General features: G+C 38.8%; 18 protein-coding genes. 13 read left to right on the top strand and 5 right to left on the bottom strand.

Annotated features, from left to right (window positions below; translation table 11 throughout):
- Position 1: 1 nt before the first annotated feature.
- Positions 2 to 1588: a hypothetical protein gene (locus DXB63_RS14585; protein WP_147332293.1), complete on the bottom strand. Its 1587-nt coding sequence runs from the start codon at positions 1586 to 1588 to the stop codon at positions 2 to 4.
- 443 nt (positions 1589 to 2031) lie between these two features.
- Between DXB63_RS14585 and DXB63_RS14580 the strand changes: the two genes are divergently transcribed.
- Complete coding sequence (locus DXB63_RS14580) at positions 2032 to 4134, top strand: DNA topoisomerase 3 (protein WP_122127141.1); 2103 nt, start codon at positions 2032 to 2034, stop codon at positions 4132 to 4134.
- Between the two features lie 51 nt (positions 4135 to 4185).
- Positions 4186 to 6171 carry an OmpA family protein gene (locus DXB63_RS14575; RefSeq protein ID WP_122127140.1) on the top strand — a complete coding sequence of 662 codons (1986 nt, stop codon included), beginning with the start codon at positions 4186 to 4188 and terminating at the stop codon, positions 6169 to 6171.
- 69 nt (positions 6172 to 6240) lie between these two features.
- On the opposite strand, the gene rfbB is transcribed toward DXB63_RS14575, so the two are convergent.
- Both rfbB and DXB63_RS14565 read right to left on the bottom strand, forming a co-directional pair.
- Positions 6241 to 7380 (bottom strand): dTDP-glucose 4,6-dehydratase, encoded by a 1140-nt coding sequence (rfbB, locus tag DXB63_RS14570; RefSeq protein WP_122127139.1) that lies wholly within the window; start codon positions 7378 to 7380, stop codon positions 6241 to 6243.
- An 89-nt stretch (positions 7381 to 7469) separates the two neighbouring features.
- Entirely contained in the window at positions 7470 to 7961 is a 492-nt protein-coding gene (locus DXB63_RS14565; RefSeq protein WP_122127138.1) for a metallophosphoesterase, read from the bottom strand.
- Between the two features lie 82 nt (positions 7962 to 8043).
- Here DXB63_RS14565 and DXB63_RS14560 point away from each other — a divergent pair, with 82 nt between their 5' ends.
- The 3 genes from DXB63_RS14560 (at position 8044) to DXB63_RS14550 (ending at position 14377) form a co-directional block, all read left to right on the top strand.
- Positions 8044 to 10095 (top strand): RNA degradosome polyphosphate kinase, encoded by a 2052-nt coding sequence (locus DXB63_RS14560; protein ID WP_122127137.1) that lies wholly within the window; start codon positions 8044 to 8046, stop codon positions 10093 to 10095.
- A gap of 91 nt (positions 10096 to 10186) precedes the next feature.
- Positions 10187 to 12430 (top strand): inorganic phosphate transporter, encoded by a 2244-nt coding sequence (locus DXB63_RS14555; protein WP_122127136.1) that lies wholly within the window; start codon positions 10187 to 10189, stop codon positions 12428 to 12430.
- A gap of 309 nt (positions 12431 to 12739) precedes the next feature.
- Entirely contained in the window at positions 12740 to 14377 is a 1638-nt protein-coding gene (locus DXB63_RS14550) for an ABC-F family ATP-binding cassette domain-containing protein (RefSeq protein WP_122127135.1), read from the top strand.
- A gap of 609 nt (positions 14378 to 14986) precedes the next feature.
- Here the strand turns inward: DXB63_RS14550 and DXB63_RS14545 are convergent.
- A complete protein-coding gene (locus DXB63_RS14545; RefSeq protein WP_122127134.1) occupies positions 14987 to 16399 on the bottom strand; it encodes an rRNA cytosine-C5-methyltransferase in 1413 nt (470 codons plus the stop codon).
- A 143-nt stretch (positions 16400 to 16542) separates the two neighbouring features.
- Here DXB63_RS14545 and DXB63_RS14540 point away from each other — a divergent pair, with 143 nt between their 5' ends.
- The 7 genes from DXB63_RS14540 to DXB63_RS14510 all read left to right on the top strand — a co-directional run bounded on the left by DXB63_RS14540 (position 16543) and on the right by DXB63_RS14510 (position 22835).
- Positions 16543 to 17217 (top strand): DUF6249 domain-containing protein, encoded by a 675-nt coding sequence (locus tag DXB63_RS14540; protein WP_122348303.1) that lies wholly within the window; start codon positions 16543 to 16545, stop codon positions 17215 to 17217.
- Positions 17214 to 17762, top strand: a complete 549-nt coding sequence (locus DXB63_RS14535; protein ID WP_122127132.1) for an RNA polymerase sigma factor — start codon at positions 17214 to 17216, stop codon at positions 17760 to 17762. Before DXB63_RS14540 ends, DXB63_RS14535 begins: the two co-directional genes overlap by 4 nt.
- Entirely contained in the window at positions 17746 to 18075 is a 330-nt protein-coding gene (locus DXB63_RS14530) for a DUF5056 domain-containing protein (RefSeq protein WP_122127131.1), read from the top strand. Before DXB63_RS14535 ends, DXB63_RS14530 begins: the two co-directional genes overlap by 17 nt.
- A gap of 359 nt (positions 18076 to 18434) precedes the next feature.
- Positions 18435 to 20471: a histidine kinase gene (locus tag DXB63_RS14525; RefSeq protein ID WP_122127130.1), complete on the top strand. Its 2037-nt coding sequence runs from the start codon at positions 18435 to 18437 to the stop codon at positions 20469 to 20471.
- A complete protein-coding gene (locus DXB63_RS14520; protein WP_122127129.1) occupies positions 20468 to 21229 on the top strand; it encodes a LytTR family DNA-binding domain-containing protein in 762 nt (253 codons plus the stop codon). Before DXB63_RS14525 ends, DXB63_RS14520 begins: the two co-directional genes overlap by 4 nt.
- A 297-nt stretch (positions 21230 to 21526) precedes the next feature.
- Entirely contained in the window at positions 21527 to 22321 is a 795-nt protein-coding gene (locus tag DXB63_RS14515; RefSeq protein WP_122127128.1) for a thymidylate synthase, read from the top strand.
- 19 nt (positions 22322 to 22340) lie between these two features.
- Positions 22341 to 22835: a dihydrofolate reductase gene (locus DXB63_RS14510; RefSeq protein ID WP_122127127.1), complete on the top strand. Its 495-nt coding sequence runs from the start codon at positions 22341 to 22343 to the stop codon at positions 22833 to 22835.
- Here DXB63_RS14510 and DXB63_RS14505 read toward each other — a convergent pair.
- On the bottom strand, positions 22832 to 23314 hold the full coding sequence (locus tag DXB63_RS14505; protein ID WP_122127126.1) for an Lrp/AsnC family transcriptional regulator: 483 nt from the start codon (positions 23312 to 23314) through the stop codon (positions 22832 to 22834). The genes DXB63_RS14510 and DXB63_RS14505 overlap by 4 nt on opposite strands.
- 228 nt (positions 23315 to 23542) lie before the next feature.
- Between DXB63_RS14505 and DXB63_RS14500 the strand changes: the two genes are divergently transcribed.
- Positions 23543 to 24826 (top strand): IgA Peptidase M64, encoded by a 1284-nt coding sequence (locus DXB63_RS14500; RefSeq protein WP_122127125.1) that lies wholly within the window; start codon positions 23543 to 23545, stop codon positions 24824 to 24826.
- The last annotated feature ends 15 nt before the right edge of the window (positions 24827 to 24841 follow it).

Here is a 24841-nt window from a genome sequence, read left to right as displayed (position 1 = left end):
TTTATGACAACGACTTTATTCGTCTTACGAAAGGATAATTCGGTTTCAATGTTTCAATTTCAGCACAAGTTGTATTTAATCCTTCTGTGTCTTGTTCTATTTTTTGTATTTTAGCGATAGCACACAATATAGAAATGCGATCATTCTTACTCATAGCTATTTTCTTGTTATAAGACTGATGCATATAATACCCTTCGGGGTTTGTTTCTAAGTTTGGTGCTATATACTTTAATATCGGATCCGAAACATCTGTAGAATAATCTATATCTAATTTCTTCCGTAATAGCTCTTTTGCTGTTTTTGTGTTATTTTCTTTCACTAAACAATCGGTATAAGCAAAAAGTAATGCCAAAGAAACCCCTCCCAAACCATTAACTTTCTCCATACCTTTTAGGAGATATTCTTTAGCCAAAGTAACATTACCATTAGCGATTGCACTTCTGGATAAGCCACGATATACAACATCGACTTGTTTCCCATTGGGATACTTAAATTTTTCTGTTAACTGACTAAAGATCGTTTCACCTTTTGCTACTTCACCACGATGTAAATAAGCATCCGCCAGTCCATATTGCGTCCAAAAGTCTTTATATGAATTAGCACGATTCTCATATAACTGCACTAACAAGTCCCATTTTTTTTCTTTAACCAGACAAGCCCTCGTTTCTCCCAACATTTGAGTTTCATTATCATCATCGTGTAGAACTTCTATTGCTAATGTTGTCAGTTTTTCGAAATCTTTTTGAATATAAAGTTGTTGATATTGCTCTGTTTTAATTGTTTTAGTTACTTTAATAAGTTCACGTGTACGTGATTCTTGTTCTTCTAAAGTATACAAAGGGCGTCTGTCCTTATCCAATATAGAACTTAACCGATCTTGAGCACTTATAGCAGGAAGCGAAAATGCACGAGCTTTTGTGCTATATATTTCCGGTTTCTTTCTAGCCATCCATTCTTGTAAATAAGGAGCCGTTAGTTGTTGTTCTTCGTCTGTCATGGCAGGAAGGACAGATAAAGCATTACGGCTCATTGGAGAAATAGACCTAGTACCTGAGACAGCGTCCAATGTATCTAGCAAACCGAAATAAAGGAATTTTTTGCTAGAATCTTTCTGAATTGCTTTTTTATACCAATCCACGGAAGCAGACAATAAATCACCTTCTGTTTTTTGCAATTCTGTTTCCAATTTTTTATTACCTGTGGCAATTTCTCTTAATGTCTTTGCCAGTCTATCATAAAAGTCTACACGTCGTGGATACTTTTCAATCGCTTTCTTATAATAAGGTAGTATCTCCAAAGTACGATGTTGCACCCCTAATACTTTTTTAAAATTATCATAAGCTGAAATATCTGTTGGTATTTCAGATAATAGCTTTCGATAAATTATTTCCGCATCTTTATATTCTTTCTTAAAAAAATGGATACGTGCTTTCTCAAATTCTTTCAAAAACTCTTTTTTACTATTCTTAGGAGACAAAGAAGTTGTTGGAGTGGCTAACAAATGGGTAGCAGGCAAAGTTCCGAGAGCAGATAAGCCTATACCATATAACATACTTTTCAAGAAAGATCTCCGGTTAAAAGGTTTCATATCAGTTAAATAATAAAAGATGGAGATTCTAGAAGGATTGGTTACCGTCATCGGAGCTGCTATGCATTCCACTTTATTTAAGTTATAGAATCTCCTCTCTAAATGAATTTATATATTCTTAAGCCTATCATGTTTTTTCAACGCAACAAATATAGGATATGATTATATAATATGCAAACAAAACAAGAAAATATTTTTAAAATATTTTTATCTACATACTTTTCGTCATCTAGAAAAACATATCTTTTTTAATATAAAGCTGCTCTAAGCTACTTATATAAGCATTTTTCAAACATCATCTATAATTTTCTATACATTACAATAATATTACCAACCTTTATCCTTAGAAAATATTTAATGACGAAAGAAACATGAAACACAGCCGGAGATTACTCGTTATCCGCATTATTAATTAACTTTGCAATCCAAAATTAAAGAGAATCATGATAGTTTGCATCGCTGAAAAGCCGAGTGTAGCCAAGGATATTGCTGATATTCTGGGCGCAAGAAGCCGCAGAGACGGATATATGGAAGGAAACGGATATCAGGTCACGTGGACTTTCGGGCATTTATGCACCCTGAAAGAACCGCATGAATATTCTCCGTCATGGAAATCATGGAGTCTTGGCAGCTTACCAATGATTCCTCCGCGTTTCGGTATCAAACTGATTGATGATGCAGGTATCGAAAAGCAGTTCAAAGTTATAGAACAGTTGATGCAGAATGCGGATGAAATTATAAACTGCGGTGATGCCGGACAAGAAGGAGAATTGATACAACGCTGGGTCATGCAAAAAGCAGGGGCCAAATGCCCGGTAAAACGTTTATGGATTTCATCATTGACAGAAGAATCCATTCGGGAAGGCTTTGCTAAATTGAAAGATCAATCGGAATTTCAATCACTCTACGAAGCAGGATTAACACGTGCTATCGGAGATTGGCTCTTAGGCATGAACGCTACAAGGCTCTACACATTAAAATATGGGCAGAATCGCCAGGTTCTTTCTATCGGAAGGGTGCAAACACCAACATTGGCACTCATCGTTAATCGTCAAAAAGAGATAGAAAATTTCCAACCACAACAATATTGGACGCTATCGACTATCTATCGTAATACGACTTTCTCCGCCATCATCAAGAAAGACGAAGAAGAGTTGGCAGAAGAAGAAAGCGGGAAAAAAGATGCGAGTAAAAAAGCCAAAGAAACAGATAACCGAGGAATCCCTCCCATCACCGACCAAGCTATCGGCGAAGCACTTCTGGAACGAATCAAAGACAAGTTATTCTGCATAACGAATATAAGTAAAAAGCAAGGAACAGAACTTCCTCCACGTCTTTTCGACCTAACTTCTTTACAGGTAGAGTGCAACAAAAAATTCAGTTTCTCGGCAGATGATACATTAAAAGTCATCCAATCGCTCTATGAAAAAAAGGTCACAACCTATCCACGTGTAGATACAACTTTTCTAAGTGATGACATATATCCCAAGTGTCCTGCTATATTAAAAGGTATAAAGGATTATGCATTATTGACCGCACCTTTGGAGGGAACGAAATTGACGAAAAGTAAAAAGGTATTCGACAATACCAAAGTAACCGACCACCATGCCATTATCCCCACCGGTGTACACCCTCAGAACCTAACGGATATGGAGAAACGTGTATTCGACTTGGTAGCAAGACGTTTTATTGCTGTATTCTATCCCGATTGCAAATTTTCTACAACAACTGTACTCGGCGAAGTAGACCAAATAGAATTTAAAGTAACCGGAAAGCAAATTTTGGAACCGGGTTGGCGTATAATATTCTCCAAAGAGCAAGTGGATGAAAAAGAAAGTGATGAAGAGCGTGTTCTTCCCGATTTCATTAAGGGAGAAAGCGGGCCTCATCAGCCGGATTTGGGTGAGAAATGGACGCAACCGCCCAAGCCTTACACCGAAGCAACTTTATTAAGAGCAATGGAAACTGCCGGAAAGCTAGTAGATAATGATGAATTGCGTGATGCCCTCAAAGAAAATGGAATCGGGCGTCCATCCACCCGTGCAGCCATCATTGAAACTTTATTCAAGCGTCATTATATCCGCAAAGAAAAGAAAAACCTGATTGCAACATCCACAGGTGTAGAACTAATACAGATTATTCATGAAGAATTGCTTAAGTCGGCAGAACTCACCGGTATCTGGGAAAAGAAACTACGTGAAATCGAAAAGAAAAACTACGATGCCCGCACTTTCCTTGAAGAGCTGAAAACAATGGTTTCCGAAATTGTAATGAGTGTACTTGGAGACAATACCAACCGCCGTATCAGCATAGAAGAGCCGATAAAGGTAAAGGAGACAAAAAAAGAACCGAAAAAGCGAGAAAAGAAATCCGCCGATTCTAAAACAAAAAAGGCTGCAAAAGCAGAAAACAGTTCCAAAACAGATAACTTGGAAGGTAAACAATGCCCTGTTTGCGGTAAGGGTACAATAATAAAAGGAAAAGCTGCTTATGGATGCTCGGAGTGGAGAAACGGCTGTACATTTAGAAAAGCATTTGATGAATAACGCTGTCCCTCTACAATAATTCATTGTTTTCTTAGTTATTATATAGAATAAATGAAACGAAAACTCTGTCATATAGCCCTTTTCGCACTCTCCGTTTTACTGCTGATTTCATGCGGAGCAGGCAAAAGCCTGAAAAAGGCAGAACAGAGTTATGCCCTTGGGGAATATTTCGACGCCGCAAAATATTATAAAAAAGCTTATTCCAAAACCCCTCCCAAGCAACGGAAAAGCCGTGGTGTCATCGCCTACAAAATGGGCGACTGCTACCAACGAATAAACTACACATTACGGGCAAGAGGAGCCTATATGAATGCCATTCGATATAAGTATCAAGACAGCATCGTATTCTTACGGCTGGCAGATATGCATTTAAAAAACGGAGATTACAAGAATGCGGCCAAAAATTATGAAGCCTATCTTACTTACAAACCGGACGACCAATTAGCACAAAATGGAATAAAGTCTTGCGAACTGGCTCCGGAGTGGAAGAAAAATCCCACCCGACATATTGTAAAACGTTTCCCTCTTTTCAATTCAAGACGTGGGGAATATTCCCCTATGTACGCAGGTGACGATTTCGACCAAATTTATCTGACTTCTTCACGTGATCAGGCTAAAGGTAATGATCTGAATGCTATTACCGGAATGAAAAGTACGGATATTTTCATGGCAAAGAAGAATGAGAAAAAACAATGGGAATCTCCTGAGCCGCTGGAGTCTGAAGTAAACAGTGAATTTGAAGATGGTGCTTGTGCATTTACACCAGACGGGAAAACCATGTATTTTACCCGTTGCCGTAAAGATGGAACTTCTCCTGTTTACGCGGAAATATATGTTTCACAGCGTACAGGCGCTAATTGGGGATCACCACAAAAATGCGAAATTACAAAAGACAGTCTTTCATCTGTAGCCCACCCCGCTGTATCACCGGATGGAGCATGGTTATATTTCGTATCTGATATGCCGGGAGGAATCGGAGGATTAGACATCTGGCGCGCCAAATTAAGTGCATCTTCTACAATAGAATATATAGAGAACCTGGGCGAACCGATTAATACTCCCGGAGATGAAATGTTTCCGACTTTTCGTTCTAACGGAACTCTTTACTTCTCTTCCAACGGACATCCGGGAATGGGTGGACTGGATATTTTCCGCGCCATAGAAGATAAAAAAGGGACGTGGAAAGTCTGGAACATGAAATCACCAATGAACTCGCCGGGCGATGACTTCGGAATGACATTTGAAGGCGAACATTATCGAGGCTTTTTCTCTTCCAACCGTGGTGACGGACGAGGATGGGATCATATTTTCACTTTTGAAATACCGGAAGCAAGCTATACCGTAACCGGATGGGTATATGACAGGGAAGCGTATGAATTGCCCGATGCTATTGTCAATATTGTAGGGAAAGACGGCACAAATGAAAAGGTTAACGTCAAAAAGGACGGTTCATTCACTAAAAAGTTAAAACGAGGTACAAGCTATGTAATGATGGCAAGCTGTCGAGGCTACTTGAATTTCAAACAGGAACTGGAAACTGATACAATAGAGCAAGACAAGGAATATACACTGCAATTCCCTCTATCATCTGTAACTCGTCCGGTTCTGATTGAAAATATCTTCTATGAATTTGATAAAGCAACGCTCACACCAGAATCTACCGAAGCATTAGACGAACTCATCAAATTATTAAACGACAATCCACATGTGACAATCGAGCTTAGTTCACACTGCGATTATAAAGGAAATGACGACTACAATATGCGTCTTTCTCAGCGCCGTGCCGAATCAGTAGTCAATTATCTCATAGCCGGAGGCATAGAAAAAGAGCGTCTGACAGCAAAAGGCTACGGAGAAAGCAAACCGAAAGTCATTCGCAAACGTTTGGCCGAGAAATTGAAATTTGTAAAAGACGGCGATATACTAACCGAAGAATTTATCAAAACACTACCGGAAGAGCAACAGGAGATTTGTAATGCCATCAACCGACGCACGGAGTTTACCGTATTGAGAACGACTTATAAGATGTATAAATAAAAACGAAGAATTCATTAGCCTCAAGTAACGCTAATAAATTCTTCGTTTTATATATGTACTCAATTCTAATTATCTTCCAGAATACATTCTTTCGTAGTATTTCTGATAATCACCGCTTGTAACCTCTTCTACCCATTTCTGGTTTTCCAAATACCATTGAATCGTCTTTACAATACCAACTTCAAATTTCGTTTCCGGATACCAGCCTAGTTCATTCGTTATTTTAGCAGGATCGATAGCATAACGTTGATCATGTCCCAAACGATCTTTTACAAAAGTAATCAGCGAATCATTAATCCAGTCGATGTCGATTTCACCATTTGCTTTCAACTCTTTTTTCTTCAACACCTCACGATACTCAGGATGTTCGGTCATCATCTTATGTATGGTAGCGATTGTTAGTTTTACAATCTCGATATTTTGTTTTTCATTGTGACCGCCTACATTATAGACTTCTCCTACTCTACCCTGACGGACAACCAAATCTATAGCCTTACAATGATCTTCTACATACAACCAATCACGCACATTTTTACCATCTCCATAAACAGGAAGTTGTTTACCTTCCAATATGTTTTTAATAATCAACGGAATCAACTTTTCCGGGAAGTGATAAGGACCATAGTTATTGGAACAACGGGTAGTGCTCACCGGCATTTTATAGGTATCGTGATAAGCCATCACAATCATATCGGCACTCGTCTTTGAAGCGCTGTAAGGGCTATGAGGACAAAGTGGCGTCTTTTCTGTGAAATAACCTTCAGCACCCAAACTACCATATACTTCATCTGTAGATACCTGATGGAAACGTACTCCCTCACGCCAAACCGGATATCCGTCTTCTCCTTTCCCTACAACCCAACAGCGACGAGCCGCATCAAGCAGGTTCTGAGTTCCCAGAATATTGGTTATCAGGAAAAGTTGAGGATTCTCAATACTACGGTCAACGTGACTTTCGGCTGCAAAGTTCACAACATAATCAAATTGGTACTGTGCAAAAAGTTTATCAGCCAATTCACGATCACAGATATCGCCTTTGACAAACTCACAACGGTCATGGTCAATATCCCCGGCAATAGTTCCCAGATTACCTGCATAAGTAAGTAAATCAAGTACTACAACTTTAATGTCACTGTGTTTGGCTAGAATGTACTTCAAATAATTTGCCCCGATAAAGCCGGCAGCTCCGGTCACTAAATAAGTCTTCATAACTCTTATTTCTTAATATTCAATACTATTTCACCATGCAAAGTACGGAAAAGAAAACTTATCCGACAAGAGTTTTACAAAATATTATGCTATTCGGCTAACTCAATCACTTCTAAGTCCTTGAACTCTCCATTATCTATAACAAAACGTACCATTGTTCGAACCTTATGAAAGCCATATTTACCGGCTGCCCCCGGATTAATATGCAACATACCCAACGTCTTATCAAACTTCACCTTTAATATATGCGAATGCCCGCTAATAAAAAGTTTGGGCGGACGAACCAAAATACTTCCGCTAATAGAAGGATCGTATTTACCCGGATAACCTCCAATATGTTTTATTAAAATCTCGGCACCTTCTATCGTAAAACGATTCACTTGTGGAAAAAGCTTCCGTATATCCTGCCCGTCTACGTTTCCATAAACAGCACGAAACGGACGGAAATCCATAAATTTCCGGGCTACTTCCAAAGAACCGATATCCCCGGCATGCCAAATTTCGTCACAATTTTCAAAGTATTTAACGTATTTTTCGTCCCAATATCCATGAGTATCCGATAATAGTCCAATTCTTACCATACATTTTGTTGTTTTTGTCTACAAATGTACTATATTTACAGCATTGATTCATCACAAAAATGAATAAATAAAAAGAGGTATTATGGAAAAGGAATATCAATACTTCAAACGTGATATTAGTTGGTTATCGTTCAATTATCGCGTGCTCCTCGAAGCCGACGACGACAGCCTTCCGCTCTATGAGCGCATCAATTTCATATCCATTTATTCTTCCAATCTGGAAGAGTTCTATCAAATACGTGTGGCCGATCATAAAGCCATCATCTCCGGAGCGAAAACCGATGAAGAGTCAATCCAACAGTCGGAGGAAATCCTGAAAGAAATCAATGAGGAGGTAAACAATCAACTGGAAGAAAGAATACGTATATACGAACATAAGATACTGCCTGCTTTAAAAGAGAATCATGTCATCTTTTACCAAAGCTGTAATCATGTAGAAGGTTTTCACAAGGAATTTATCAGCAATTTCTTTAGAGAAGAGATATTCCCTTATTTACAGCCGGTTCCTGTTGAGAAAGAAAACATTATTACTTTCTTGCGCGATAACAGGCTATACCTTGCCGTACGACTCTACAAAAAAGACGATTCCCGGCAACAACCTTATTATTTCGTTATCAAGTTACCTTACAGCAAAGTACCACGCTTCATTGAGCTACCTAAACATGAAGACAATTATTACCTGATGTTTATGGAAGATATAATCAAAGCAAACATCAGTCGCATGTTTCCGGGATTTGTGCTGGATTGCAGCTATTGTTTCAAAATATCACGTGATGCAGATATTTTAATTGACGATTCCATGCCGGGAGACATTGTAGAAAAGGTAAAGAAGAAAGTAAAGAAGCGTAAAATCGGTGCTGTATGCCGGTTTGTATATGACCGCCAAATGCCACAAGACTTTCTGGAGTTCCTACGAAACTCGTTTAATATCAATCCTGACGAATTAGTTCCGGGAGACAAGCACCTGAATCTGGAAGATTTAAGCCATCTCCCTAATCCGAACAAGGAATTACAGGTTAGCGAAAAGCCCAAACCAATGAAGCTCAATTACCTGAACGAGAAAGAATCTATTTTCCAATACGTCAGAAAGAAAGATTTATTAATCAACTTTCCATACCATTCTTTCGAGCATTTTATTCATCTCCTTTATGAAGCGGTTCATGACCCTGCCACAAAGGAAATCATGATAACCCAATATAGGGTAGCAGAAAACTCGGCTGTTATCAACACACTGGTAGCAGCGGCACAGAACGGCAAAAAAGTAACGGTTTTTGTTGAACTGAAAGCCCGTTTCGATGAAGAGAACAACCTTGCCACCGCAGAAATGATGAAGCATGCCGGCATCAATATCATTTATAGCATACCGGGACTGAAGGTTCATGCGAAAGTTGCATTGATACTACGTTATAACCAAGCAGGTGAACAGATACGGAGCTACGCCTATATCAGTACCGGAAACTTCAATGAAAAAACAGCAACAGTTTATGCAGATACCGGATTGTTTACATGCAATAAGATTATCGTAAATGACCTTCACAATCTTTTCTTAGTATTGGAACAAAAGAATCCCGAACCGAGATTTAAAAGATTACTTGTTGCACAATTCAATCTGATCCCTTCACTCAAGCGAATGATTCATCGGGAAGTCAATCTTGCCAAGAACGGAAAGAAAGGTAGAATCATCCTAAAGATGAACGCTTTGCAAGACCCAAGCCTGATTGACGAATTATATCGTGCCAGTGAAGCGGGAGTGGAAATTGATTTAATAATCCGCGGTATATGCTGTTTAAAACCCGGTCAACCTTATAGTAGGAATATACGCATAACCCGCATTGTGGACAGTTTCCTGGAACATACCCGTATCTGGTACTTCGGCAATGACGGTAATCCGTTGGTTTATCTTGGTTCTCCCGACTGGATGAGGCGAAACTTATACCGCCGTATTGAAGCCGTGACCCCCATTTTGGATAAAGATGTCAAGCAAACGATTATCGATATGTTGGAAATCCAACTAAACGATAACAGCAAGGCCTGTTGGGTAGACGAAAATCTACGCAATGTATTCAAGTATGACGATAAAGCTAAAATAAGGGCGCAATATGCTTTTTATGAATACCTCAAACAAAAAAAATAGAATAACAATTAACGATGTAATATTTCTGTAACATTCACGCAACAACATTGAAATATTTATGTTCTTCCTTTGCGGAACATAAATATTTCATATGGAGACATTTTATTTAATCATCGTAATTTTTCTATTCGGGTTGGCGGTATTCGACCTTATGGTAGGTGTTAGCAATGATGCCGTAAACTTTTTAAATTCTGCGATTGGAGCAAAAGCTGCATCTTTTAAAACAATCATCATCATCGCAGCGATAGGAATCCTTATCGGAGCTTCTTTCTCCAATGGTATGATGGATATTGCACGACATGGCATTTATCAGCCGGAACATTTCTATTTTGCGGAGATTATGTGCATACTGTTAGCAGTCATGTTGACGGATGTCGTTGTCTTGGACTTATTCAACTCGATGGGAATGCCGACTTCCACTACTGTATCAATGGTGTTTGAACTATTAGGAGGCTCATTCGCACTTGCTTTGGTAAAAAGCTATTCCGACAATTCCCTCGGACTGGGTGATTATCTGAATACAGATAAAGCGCTCTCCGTCATTATGGCAATATTTATTTCTGTTGCCGTTGCATTCTTCTTCGGTATGGTAGTACAATGGTTGGCACGCTTGGTCTTCACATTCAACTACAAGAAACATACGCGTTACACAATAGGATTATTCGGAGGCATCGCAACCACAGCCATCATCTACTTTATGCTTATCAAAGGTCTGAAAGACAGTTCATTTATGACCGGGGAGACGAAAGAATGGGTCAATACATATACTCCTTTATTAATAACCGGATGTTTCGTATTCTTCACCATCCTGATGCAAATACTGCATTGGCTGAAAGTAAATGTATTCAAAATTGTCGTTTTATTGGGAACTTTCTCCTTAGCTTTGGCATTTGCAGGAAATGACTTGGTGAACTTTATCGGTGTTCCTCTTGCCGGCTACTCTTCTTACATAGATTTGACGACGCAAAGCGGAGCCACTCCGGATACGTTATTAATGACTTCATTGCTCGGTTCTGCCAAAACACCTTGGTATTTCCTTGTATCAGCGGGCATTATCATGGTATTTGCACTTGTTACTTCCAAGAAGGCACAAGCGGTTATCAAAACATCCGTAGACCTCTCCCGCCAGGATGAAGGAGAAGAAGTATTCGGAAGTACACCCGTAGCACGCACATTGGTACGTATCAGTATGAACATATCCAATTCGGTTCTAAAGATAATACCGGCACCCGCAAAAGCATGGATGGGTACTCGTTTCCGTAAAGATGAAGCAATCATTGCAGACGGTGCGGCTTTCGACCTTGTACGTGCATCCGTAAACTTGGTACTGGCCGGGTTATTAATCGCATTGGGTACTTCAATGAAATTACCTCTTTCTACGACTTATGTGACGTTTATGGTAGCAATGGGTACTTCACTTGCCGATAGAGCATGGGGACGCGACTCTGCCGTATACCGTATAACCGGAGTACTTAGCGTTATCGGCGGTTGGTTCCTTACTGCGGGAGCTGCATTCACCATCTGTTTCTTTGTTGCACTATTCATACACTTCGGAGGTACAATAGCCATCATCGTCTTAATAGGCGTTGCTGCCTTCTCTCTCATACGCAGTCAGATAATCTATAAGAATAAGAAAAAGAAACAAGCGGGAAATCCTACCGTCACTCAATTAATGAAAACGGATTCTTCCGATGAAGCTCTGGGCTTGTTACGTATACACACCCGCGAGGAACTGACGAAAGTATTAACCTATGTGGAAGAAAACTTCTCACGCACAGTCACTTCATTTATGAGCGAAAGTCTTAGAGGATTGCGTAAGGCGATGGGTGCTACTAAATTCGAAAAAACACAGATAAAGCAAATGAAACGTATCGGAACGGTTGCAATGAGTCGTCTGGACAATAATATGGTGCTCGACAAAGGATTATATTACTACCAAGGCAATGACTTTGCCAGCGAATTGGTTTACAGTATCGGACGCATGATCGAACCTTGTTTGGAACACATCGACAACAATTTCAATCCGTTGGATAATGTGCAAAAAGCTGAGTTCTCCATCGTATCAGAAGAAATCGGTACTTTCGTCCACGATTGTCGTACCATGATTGAAAATGGTAATTATGATAATTTGGCAGATGAAGTGATGAGGGCTAACCGTCTGAACAACGAATTGTCACACTTAAAGCGTGAAGAGCTGAAGCGTATTCAAACCCAATCGGGCAGTATCAAGGTCAGCATGGTATATCTGACTATGATTCAGGAAGCCCAGAATGTGGTGAACTACACCATTAACTTAATGAAAGTAAGCAGAAAGTTCCAGCTGGAAGAGAAATAGAAACATCTTGATTTACATATTTAATACGGAGCGAGGTATCAAAACATGAAATAAAAACATGTGGATCCCTCGCTTTGTAATTGAACTTAACGCCTGATAAAAACAAATGTCTATATGGTTGAATCGTTCAGCCGGGCGGAACCTTCCGTTTCACCTTGGGCAAACGACAGGCTTCCCATGCCTGAACGACAGGTTCACCATGGTGAAACGAATCAAATATAAGGAGAGGAAAAGCAGAAGTGCCTTGAAGAAGTTTTGAAAAGCAATGGAAAACTACTATCTTTGCGCCCCTAAAACAATATAGCATATATGATTTCTGTAGACGGACTGGCAGTTGAATTCGGAGGAACAACCCTCTTTAGCGACATATCTTTCGTGATTAATGAAAAAGACCGCATCGCCTTGATGGGTAAAAACGGTGCGGGAAAATCAACGTTATTAAAGATTCTCGCAGGAGTAAGACCGCCTACGCGAGGAAAGATATCAGCACCCAAAGACAGCGTTATAGCCTACCTTCCGCAGCATTTAATGACGGAAGACGGAAGAACGGTGTTTGAAGAGGCGGCACAGGCTTTCTCACATTTGCACGAAATGGAAGCCGAGATAGAACGTCTGAATAAAGAACTGGAGACGAGGACGGATTATGAAAGCGATTCCTATATGGAATTAATCGAACACGTATCTGCCATAAGTGAAAAGTTCTACTCCATAGACGCTACCAATTATGAAGAAGATGTGGAAAAGACACTGTTGGGACTCGGATTCACACGCGAAGATTTCAATCGTCAGACCAGTAGTTTCAGCGGGGGCTGGCGTATGCGTATCGAACTGGCCAAATTACTTCTTCAAAAACCGGACGTACTTTTGCTGGACGAACCTACCAATCATCTTGATATTGAGTCCATACAATGGTTGGAAGAGTTCCTGATAAACAGCGCAAAGGCGGTTATCGTAATCAGCCACGACCGTAAATTCGTGGATAACATTACGACTCGCACCATTGAAGTCACCATGGGACGAATCTATGACTATAAGGTAAATTATTCGCAATACTTGCAACTACGCAAGGAAAGACGTGAGCAACAGCAAAAACAATATGAGGATCAGCAGAAAATGATTGCTGAAACGAAAGAGTTTATCGAACGCTTTAAAGGAACTTACAGCAAAACACTACAAGTACAGAGCCGTGTAAAAATGCTTGAGAAGCTGGAACTAATAGAAGTAGACGAAGAAGACACTTCTGCTCTCCGCCTGAAATTCCCCCCTTCCCCACGCAGCGGAAGCTATCCTGTAACAATGGACGGAGTGGGTAAGAGCTATGACGGACACGTGGTGTTCAAGAATGCATCCTTAACCATCGAACGCGGTGATAAAGTAGCTTTTGTCGGTAAAAACGGTGAAGGTAAATCCACACTTGTCAAATGTATCATGAATGAAATAGAACATGAGGGGATATTGACACTCGGGCATAACGTACAAATCGGGTACTTTGCACAAAACCAAGCCTCTTTGTTGGATGAGAATCTAACTGTATTCCAAACGATCGACGACGTGGCAAAGGGAGACATCCGTAATAAGATACGTGACCTGTTGGGCGCATTCATGTTCGGAGGCGAGGAAAGCACAAAAAAGGTGAAAGTGTTATCAGGAGGAGAACGTACACGCCTCGCCATGATAAAGCTCTTGCTTGAGCCGGTAAATCTGCTTATCCTCGACGAGCCTACCAACCATCTCGACCTGAAAACGAAAGACATCCTGAAACAAGCGTTAGTGGATTTTGATGGTACACTCATCGTCGTATCCCACGACCGTGACTTCCTCGACGGCCTCGTTACAAAGGTCTATGAATTCGGTAACAAGCAAGTTAAGGAACACCTTTGCGGTATCTATGAGTTCCTGGAAACCAAGAAGATGGAAAGTCTGCAGGAATTGGAAAAGAAAGCATAATCCACATTCCATATCACATCAATGTATCGACAAAATCAATCGTTTTGTCGATTCCATTTGACAATTTGTTTCTTCCGTTCTAATTTCGTATCTGATAAGGTGTAACATTTAAATCCTAAAAACAGACTCATACCCGTCACAAATTCACAACCGGGATGAGTTTATTAGAATAGTAGATATACGGAAGGTTTTCTATTCTTTCCTCTCACCATTTCTTCGTACCTTCAATTATACCTAATCTCTCCAAATCTTTAGCTATTCTCGCATCCCTAGATGTCCGGATAAATCTTCCATGAGCCAAACTATATACCCGCCATGGAGTTGAAGAATGTCTTAAAGCTAATTTAAAATAAACATCCCGTCTAGATGAAGTTATAAATCCCCAAACATTTCTTTTCATGTGTTTTATTCTCCTCTCTTAATGTATTACCTAATATCTATTCCCGGATTTAAAATAAAATCCATATTTATTAATGCTATTTTAAAACAAAGGAACTCATTATATAAATATATACAAACGAAATTGTTAATGCTGTTATATAATTTAGTCCTATGTTTATATGAAACAGTACAGACTAATTAATAATCAATATATTAAAGCATTCTATTTTATAGACATTTTATTTCATCCGGTAAATACCCGCTTCGTATACGCCACTCATTCGGATAAAGATTATTGGCACGATTACCTATATTTTTGACAAAGCCAATCGGAACATGCTTATAGGTTAACAAAACATAGCCTTTGGAAATATCAGAATTTAACGTTATCGCTTCTTTTCTCAGATAAGAAATAGCTTGCTCATATGTAACCTCGTATGCCAAAAATGCAGAACGATCAAACTCACTATTCATTACTAATGAATGGGCAGGAATAATGTCTTTTCCTTTTATCTCTCCGACTACTATGCCGCCATGAAGAACCTTCAATTGCTTCCGTATTACATTCATTTCTTCGACATATCTTTTCGAAAAAGCAGTAATAACCATATCCGTAATTTCAAACACATAATTATCCGGACGGCATAACCAGGCCTTCACTTCATTTGGAACAGGTACAGGCTTTTGAGCTTTCTTTTTAGTTTTATCAATAAAGCGCTTTGGCTCCGAGATACTATTTTCTTGGGGTTTACGAAGAACAGCCATAAACAATCCTTCTCCTTTTGTTTTATGAGGAAGAAAGCGATAGACAGGAAAATCAGCATTAAGCAGGTTACCCGTTATTCCCCATTCTTGGGGTATATCGTTTATAGATAAGACATCAGCATCATATTCATCTCTGATCCAGCACACATTTTTTTCATTTTCCTCTACATTATATGTACAAGTGCTATATATAAGTATGCCTCCGGGGTTTAAACAATCCCAAATATCCGCGATTATTCTCCGTTGACGCTGCCAACAAATATCGACATTATCCGTGCTCCACTCTTCTACCGCTCCCGGATCTTTCCGGAACATACCTTCACCGGAACAAGGAACATCTGCTAGAATCACATCAAAGAAGTTTGTTAAGGAAGAAAAATCCGATGGATCATTATTGGTAACCATAATATCCGGATGTCCCCATTTAACCAGATTTTCCAACAATATTTGTGAACGGTTACGAATCACTTCATTGGCGACCAACAAACTGCCATCGGGAAGTAATGAACGCAAATGTGTGGATTTTCCACCGGGCGCAGCACAAAGATCAAGAGCTATCACCGGTTTATCTACATATTTACGCACTACCTGTTCTATAAACATGGATGAGGCTTCCTGCACATAATAACATCCGGCATGAAACAAAGGATCAAAGGTAAAAGTCAAGCGATCAGACAAATAATATCCTATAGAGCTCCAGGGAATTTGGTCTGACAGGAATTTAGAACCCATGAGTTCCGAATGATTAGCCGCCTTTCGTGCATTCAAGCGGATACTGGTGGGAGAATCTTGTTCCAATGCTGTTTCCAGTTTTTCATATTCGTCTTTACCCAGCAAGGTACTTGTCCGTTCTATAAATTCCCGAGGTAACCTCATACGTTTCTATTGCTTTTTCCTGACAAAGATAGCATCTTTTACGAGAAATTGTCTTTAATTTGAAGAAAATATAAAGTTTATGCAACCAAATGTAACAGTCATTACGTCTAACAATAAATAAAGAAACAAATAAAACGATAACAATGAAAAAGCTTATCCTTATCTTAGCACTTATAACCGCAGGTTATATAACAAGCATGGCTCAAAGCCAAGTTGCAGACAGCATCGTTACAGAAAAGACCACTGAGCAACACATTGCCGATCTTGATTCATTGGTAGAAGTTATAGCTACCAAGATATCACAAACAGAAAATATGCAACCAAAATCACATCGAAGTAATTTTGAAAGAGAGTTCGGTGAATCGATTATTCCCCTTGTTGCCATTGTAAGTAGTATGAGTGTACCGGTACTCATTGTACTCATCATCTTTATATTCCGATATAAAAATAAAAAAGTACAATGCGAACTTGTAGCAAAGGCTTTGGAAAATGGGAAAGATATTCCCGAAGGGCTATTCGGACCGGTTAGACCAGATAAAGACGACAGTCTGATAAAAAAAGGTATAACCAATATTTGCTTAGGGGTTGGTTTAGGAATTTTCCTTTGGGCTATAACCGGAGAATTCGGACTTGGCTGCATCGGTTTTATGATTATGTTTATCGGAATCGGACAAGTCATCATACACAATACCCAGCATCCGTCTCAGGAACAATTCATCAATATCCAAAAAAATAAAACGAGCGGAGAGCCTTCTTCAGAATTCGGTAATACAGAGTTGGTCATTAAGAAAAAATCAGAAAATCAGCCGGAAGAATGAGCCAACTCAATGATATATCGTTAGTTGCACAGGTTGTGGTATTCAAGAATACCACAGCTTTCGATATGTTGGTTAAGAAATATCAATCGTCTATCCGCCGATTCTTTCTTAACCTGACACTCGGCGACGGCGAATTGAGTGATGACCTTGCCCAAGAAACCTTTATAAAAGCATACACAAATATTGCATCTTTTAAGAACTTATCCAGCTTTTCTACATGGCTCTATAGGATCGCTTACAACATTTTCTACGATTATGTGCGCAGTAGAAAAGAAGCCATAGACCTGAATGCTTCGGAAGTAGACAAAACATATTCCGTAGAACAAGAGAATATAGGACAAAAGATAGATATTTACGCATCACTTAAAACGCTGAAAGAAACAGAACGTACTTGCATTACGTTATTCTATATGGAAGATCTCAGTATAGATAAAATTGCAGGAATACTTAATTGCCCGCAAGGTACTGTAAAATCACATCTGGCCAGGGCAAAAGAAAAACTATCCGATTACTTAAAACAAAATGGTTATGACAGAAACAGATAATGACAAATTATTAAACCGGTTCTTCAAAGAAAATAAAAAGGAAATAGAGGATTTCGGATTCTCGCGAAGAGTTATGAGGAAACTGCCCGGCTACGGAAAGAAGTTGGCAACAATATGGACCATCTTTTGTTCAGGGATTGCCATCGCCCTTTTCTTCATCTTCGATGGCATTGACGCTTTCACCAGGATATTCCATGAGGCTATTACGATTTTAATCCATAGCGAGCTCACCGATATTAATCCAAATTACTTAAAGCTCATTGCGGTAGTGCTCATCGGTATGGGTATACAAAGAATTTGTTCTATCGAATAATCTATTTTTTATACCCCCTACTGAATTTTTGTCGCGGAGTTCATTATCAGCGACTTATCTTCAAATAAGACTCAAAAAAAGAAAACTTATGACATGAATCGTCCTTATGTGTGTTGAAAATTTGTCGCGCTTTTTGCATGAAAACGCCCTACTTCTTTATGCCTGACGCACTACATCTTCCAACCGAATGCACTACATCTTCCGGCAACTTCATAAGGAAGATTTTGCTTAGACATCAGAGAGAAATCCATTAGACTCCCTTTAGGATAGAAATATTCATGCCTATGAATTTACCAATCCGTCCTTAAAAAGTTTGCAAGTTTTTATATCTTTGCTAAATAATCCAAAACAAATAAAGCATGCAAGCAAAGACCTCTCTTATCCTACTCCTGTTTCTCATACTGGCAAGCTGTTGTCACCGTACAGAAAAAGGATATAAAGAGACAAACGTGTGTCATGTAGATTCGATTATTTCTCTTTATAAAGATTCCATGCTATCCCAACCGGTGCAAATGAAAAACTTACTATTTGATAACCGAAAGGGTGTTTCAGACAGTATCAGTTATTACAAGCTGACTGTGTTTGCCGGGCTTTGCTGTTATCATAATTATCAAACGGACTCCGCCTTCCTACTGAATAACGAAGCACTGGCATTTTGCCTGCGGCAAGATTCCACCAAACCAAGGATCGCAGAATTGAAAGCCTACGCATATAACTATCTTGGAATCATGCTTCAAGAGACAAACAGAAGAGACTCCGCTTTGGTTTGCTTATTAAAGGCATACCACGCATTATCATATGCCGACGACCGACGTAAACTACCTGACATATGTATTAACATTGCAGATAATTATGCACAAAGCGGGGACTTCCCCGAAGCAACTTACTATTATCGCAAGGCTTTATTTGCTTCTGATTCCCTAAACATGGGAGAGCAACTAAACCATGCCATCTATTGCGGAATGGCACGTATTTATGCGGATATTGATAACTACTCGCTTGCTGAGCATTACTATAAACTAGCAGAGAAAGCATTTGACAGGATTTCACCGTATGAACAATTTTTCTTTGCAAACACACGCGGCAATTATTATTACATCACCGAACAATATGCACAGGCATTACCTTGGTTCTACAAAGCAAACCGAATCAGCTTAAACTTCAAAAAACAAATATACAGGGCGATAACCGACAGTAACTTAGGAGAAGTTTACTTATTATTGGGAAAACCGGACTCTGCCCTACACTATTTGGATAAAGCAAACAAATATTTCTCCGCCTCCAATCCTGACGAATCTACCGTATTTTACTTCAACGGTCTATATGCATCATTGGCATTATATCAAAATAATCTCAAAAAGGCGGAAGAACTATTATCGCAACCTTATGACACTGCCACAATAAACCCGACTTACATCTATTTACACAATAAACGAATGGAAGAACTGTATGCAAAGAAAGGAGACTTCCGGAAGGCATATGAATATGACAAAAAGGTTCAATCATACAATGATTCCATCCGCAACACTAAGGCTATCAACTATATAGCAGAAATCGACTCGCGGTACAGGCAGGATACGACATTACTTAAACGTGATATTCTTATTGCACAAAACCAAACTCAGGCACTCCAATTCCGTAACATCAGTATCTTACTGACATCCATACTCGTAATTTTTATAATGGCAGTAATCCTGACCGTTATTTATGCACGCAGAAAACGCGAACAAAGATACGTCAAGCAAATGGCTACAATCATCAAGCTCCGTATGGAAAATGTACGCAACAGGATCTCTCCGCATTTTATCTTCAATGTATTGAATGTTGTTATTCCGGCGCTCCGTCCATACGATGAACTGGTGAAACCTTTGCACTTGTTGGTACAAGCCATACGTAACAATTTGCTGGTCTCTGAAAAAATAGCGATAACACTGTCCGAAGAGATAGAAATAGTTCGTAACTTTTTAGATTTAAAGCAAAGCATCAACAAGGAATTTCCTACTATCAAATGGGAAATGGCAGAAAAGGTTGATATGCAAACCTTGATTCCCTCAATGATCATGCAGATCCCGATAGAAAACGCAATAAAATACGCCTTTGATTCTTATAAAGAAGGCAATAATAATTCATTGACAATTAAAATATCGGAAACAAACGAGATGCTATCTATTTATATCGAAGACAATGGAACGGGATATAATCCTGACAGGTTTGCCAACAGTGCCAAAGGAACGGGTACAGGTCTTAAAGTTTTGTTTCGCACCATTGATTTGCTCAATACTAAAAACCAACAAAAGATAGAATTCAAAATAGAGAATCTGGGAACATTATCAACCGAACTGCACGGAACCAAAGTGTCAGTCATTATTCCTGCCAAATACAATTATAACCTATGAACAAGTCTATTACTACAATAATCGTCGACGACCAAGCCAGCTGTATAGAAATACTCAGTAAAGACCTTGCCCGATATCCGGAAATACAGATTATCGAGACAACCACCTCTTCGGAAAAAGCTAAAAAGATTATTATAAAGCAACAACCCGACCTCCTGTTTCTCGATGTGGAAATGCCTAAGATCACCGGGATAGAGTTATTAAATGAAATTCGCTCGTCCATCCACTCCAATCTCTACGTCGTGTTTTACAGCGCATTCGACAAATATATGATAGATGCCCTGCGCGCATCCGCTTTCGATTACTTATTAAAACCTTATGAACCCAACGAACTGGCAGACATCATCAAGAGAGTGAAAAAAGAGATAGAGATGGGGCGAATCAATTTTGAACAATCCATGCGTCGTTTACTCTCCGATGACCGAAAATTCGCGTTACAAACGATTACCGGACTATTGCTATTACGCCGTTCCGACATTCTTTATTTTCAGTATCTTAACGAGCATCGTTGCTGGCAAATGATGTTGACTGATTACAGCGTGCACCGTTTACGTCTTAATATGACAGCAAAAGAGATACTCAGCATTAGTATCTCGTTCCTGCAAGTAAGCCAAGACATTATCTTAAATGTAGATTACCTCCTTTCTATTGAAAATAAGACTTTACGCTGTATGCTTTATCCACCATTTACAGAAATAGACATTAAAGCGTCCAAACGCTACTACTCTAAAATAAAAGAGACTTTGGAAATCATATAAAAAAACGTCCCGCTTAAACATTATTATCTACCGCTTAAACAGCGAAACAGGACGTTTACACACGTAAGAAGATTCCGGCTTTTTAAGAGCCAGGAAATATTATCTACTTTTGTACAGCACAATAACACAGCACAGATATTACTATATTATTAATACTCTCTTAGTTTATCTAAAAAGCAGAACATGCAACAAAACCTGCGAAGGTGAAAAACATGGGAAAATAAGATGTAAGTCGAAAATAAATCTTTCGCACTTACATCTTTTTTTAGTAAGTTTGCAACTCAAAAGAATATAAGCATGAAACAATATCTTGATTTGCTCCAAAGAGTCCTGAACGAGGGGGTACAGAAAGGAGACCGAACAGGTACAGGCACAATTAGTGTATTCGGACATCAAATGCGCTTTAACATGGAAGAAGGATTTCCCTGTCTCACGACTAAAAAACTCCATCTTAAATCCATCATACATGAGCTTTTATGGTTTCTGCAAGGGGATACCAACGTCAAATACTTGCAGGAAAATGGAGTCAGAATATGGAACGAATGGGCAGATGAGAACGGAGATTTAGGGCATATCTACGGTTATCAATGGCGTTCGTGGCCAGACTATAACGGTGGACATATCGACCAAATCAAAGAAGTTGTAGAAACGATCAAGAATAATCCGGATTCACGTCGAATGTTGGTAAGTGCATGGAACGTAGCCGACATTAACAACATGAATCTTCCTCCATGCCATATCCTATTCCAGTTTTATGTTGCAGACGGAAAACTGAGTTTGCAGTTATACCAACGCAGTGCCGATATTTTCCTCGGCGTCCCGTTCAATATTGCCTCCTATGCTTTATTGCTGCAAATGATGGCACAAGTCACAGGATTGAAAGCGGGAGATTTCATACATACTTTGGGCGATGCCCATATTTACTTAAACCATTTGGAGCAAGTAAAACTGCAACTGACACGCGCGCCCCGTGCACTACCTCAGATGAAAATCAATCCTGAAGTAAAAGACATCTTTGATTTCAAATTTAATGATTTTGAGTTAATCAATTACGATCCGCATCCACATATTAAAGGCGAAGTTTCCGTTTAAAGAATTAACCGGTTGAAATATGAATATATCTATAATTGTAGCAGTTTCACAGAACAATGCTATTGGTAATAATAACAAATTGCTTTATTGGTTACCTAATGATTTAAAGCGTTTTAAAGCCTTAACCAGCGGGCACACAATCATTATGGGACGCAAAACGTTTGAATCCCTTCCTAAAGGTGCATTACCTAACCGTAGAAATATTGTCTTATCCACTCAAAAAGACATTCATTTTGACGGAGCCGAAATTTTCTCTTCACTTGAAGAGGCTATAAGACATTGCAATCCGGAAGAAGAAATATTTATTATCGGTGGAGAAAGTGTCTACAAACAAGCAATGGATTTGGCCAATCGCATTTATTTAACCAGAGTTGAAGATAGTACCAAAGAAGCGGATGCTTTTTTCCCGATTATAGATGAAAAGATATGGAAAGAAAAAAGTAGAGAAGCTCATTCCATAGATGAGAAACATCTCTACCCTTATATTTTTATCGATTATCAAAAAGACATCTAGTCTTCTTCATCCACCTCAATATCCAAAATAGGCATTTGCCTTTTGATAGCTTCATGGAAAGAAACTAAAGTTTCTGTACGTGCCAAACCTAACGGTTGCAGTTTATCATGTATGATACTCAGCAAATGATGATTGTTTCTTGCATATATTTTAATGAACATATCATATTGTCCGGTAGTAAAATGACATTCCACTACTTCCGGAATCTTAGTCAATTCTTTAGTAACCGTATCAAACTGCTCCGGATCTTTTAAATAAAGTCCGATATAAGCGCATGTCTCATATCCTATTTTCTCCGGATCAAGCACATATTCCGATCCCTTTAATATACCTAAATTCGTTAACTTCTGAATGCGCTGATGGATAGCTGCACCAGATACATTACAAGCACGGGCTACTTCCAGGAAAGGGATTCTCGCATTACTTGCTATTAGTTTTAGTATCTGCTCATCTAACTTATCTAATTGATGATGTCCCATATAATTATAATCTAGAATTTAATTAATACTCTATTTTTCGCAAAGTTAACTATTTTTCCAAGGATAAATCACACAAATCATAACTTTTATACATAATAATCGAATAAACTCACATTTTTCAACTTCTATAACAGTTCCATGATTTCTTTCTTAAACAAAAAGTAAAAGATGCTCAAAAGAATTGTAGCTATGCCTCCTAAATCATATCTTTGTAGAAAATGCATTGATATGAAAAACAATATTATAATAGTTTTAGTATGCCTCTTACTATCAAGTATAGCAACCGCACAAGAGTTTAATGATTTCTTTTCAGATAAAACTTTACGGGTTGATTACATATTTTCAGGCAATCAGGATAAACAGTATATTAGTTTAGATGAATTATCCCAATTGCCATCATGGGCAGGAAGACGACACAACCTTTCTGACCTTCCGTTAAAAGGAAACGGAGAAATAGAAATGAAAGATAAAAAGACCGGGACTATAATTTATCGAACCTCTTTCTCTACTCTTTTTCAGGAATGGCTCACAACCGACGAAGCAAAATCCATATCCAAAGGTTTTGAAAACACTTATCTATTGCCTTATCCACTTCTAGCCGTCGATATTAAAGTTTCATTAAAAGATAGCAGAGGAAATGTGACTACAAGCCTAACGCATACTGTAGACCCTACTGACATATTAATACATAAAAGAGGTACAGATGACATCGCTCCGCACAGATATATAATAAAGAACGGAACTCCGGAAGATTGTATTGATGTGGTCATATTGGGAGAAGGATATACAAAAAATGAATTGGATACTTTTTATATAGATGCACAAAAAGCCTGCGAAAACATTCTTTCTTATGAACCGTTTAAAAGTTTTAAAAACAAATTCAACTTTATAGCCGTAGCTAGTGAATCTAAAGACTCCGGTGTCAGTACTCCCGGCAAAGGTATTTGGAAAAACACCATATTTAATTCACACTTCAACACATTTTATTCCGATAGATATTTGACTACTCGTCAAGTGAAAGCTATTCATAATGTGATTGCAGATATACCTTATGAGCATATTATAATTTTAGCGAATACAAAGAAATATGGAGGAGGAGGCATTTATAACTCATTTACCCTCACAACTGCGCATCATGAAAGTTTCTTACCGGTTGTCGTCCATGAATTTGGCCATAGTTTTGCAGGTTTAGCTGATGAATATTTTTACGAGCAAGACGTATTCAGTGATACTTATCCTTTTGATGTGGAACCATGGGAACAAAATATCACTACTCTTGTTAACTTTGAAGAGAAATGGAAAGATATGTTGCCCGACAATATTCCTATTCCTACAGCGCCAAATTCTAAAGAGCCTTACAAAATAGGAGTATACGAAGGTGGTGGTTATTCTGCCAAAGGTATTTATAGACCGGCATTCAACTGCCGTATGCGAACAAATAATGCCACAACATTTTGTCCGGTATGCCAAAGAGCTATCAAAAGAATGATAAAATTTTATACAGACAAATAAAAAGAGGAAAAATTT

The sequence above is a fragment of the Bacteroides sp. OM05-12 genome (assembly GCF_003438995.1).
GTDB lineage: Bacteria > Bacteroidota > Bacteroidia > Bacteroidales > Bacteroidaceae > Bacteroides.
Note: the sequence above shows the minus strand (reverse complement) of the source record. Positions and strands in the feature narration are given on the sequence as shown.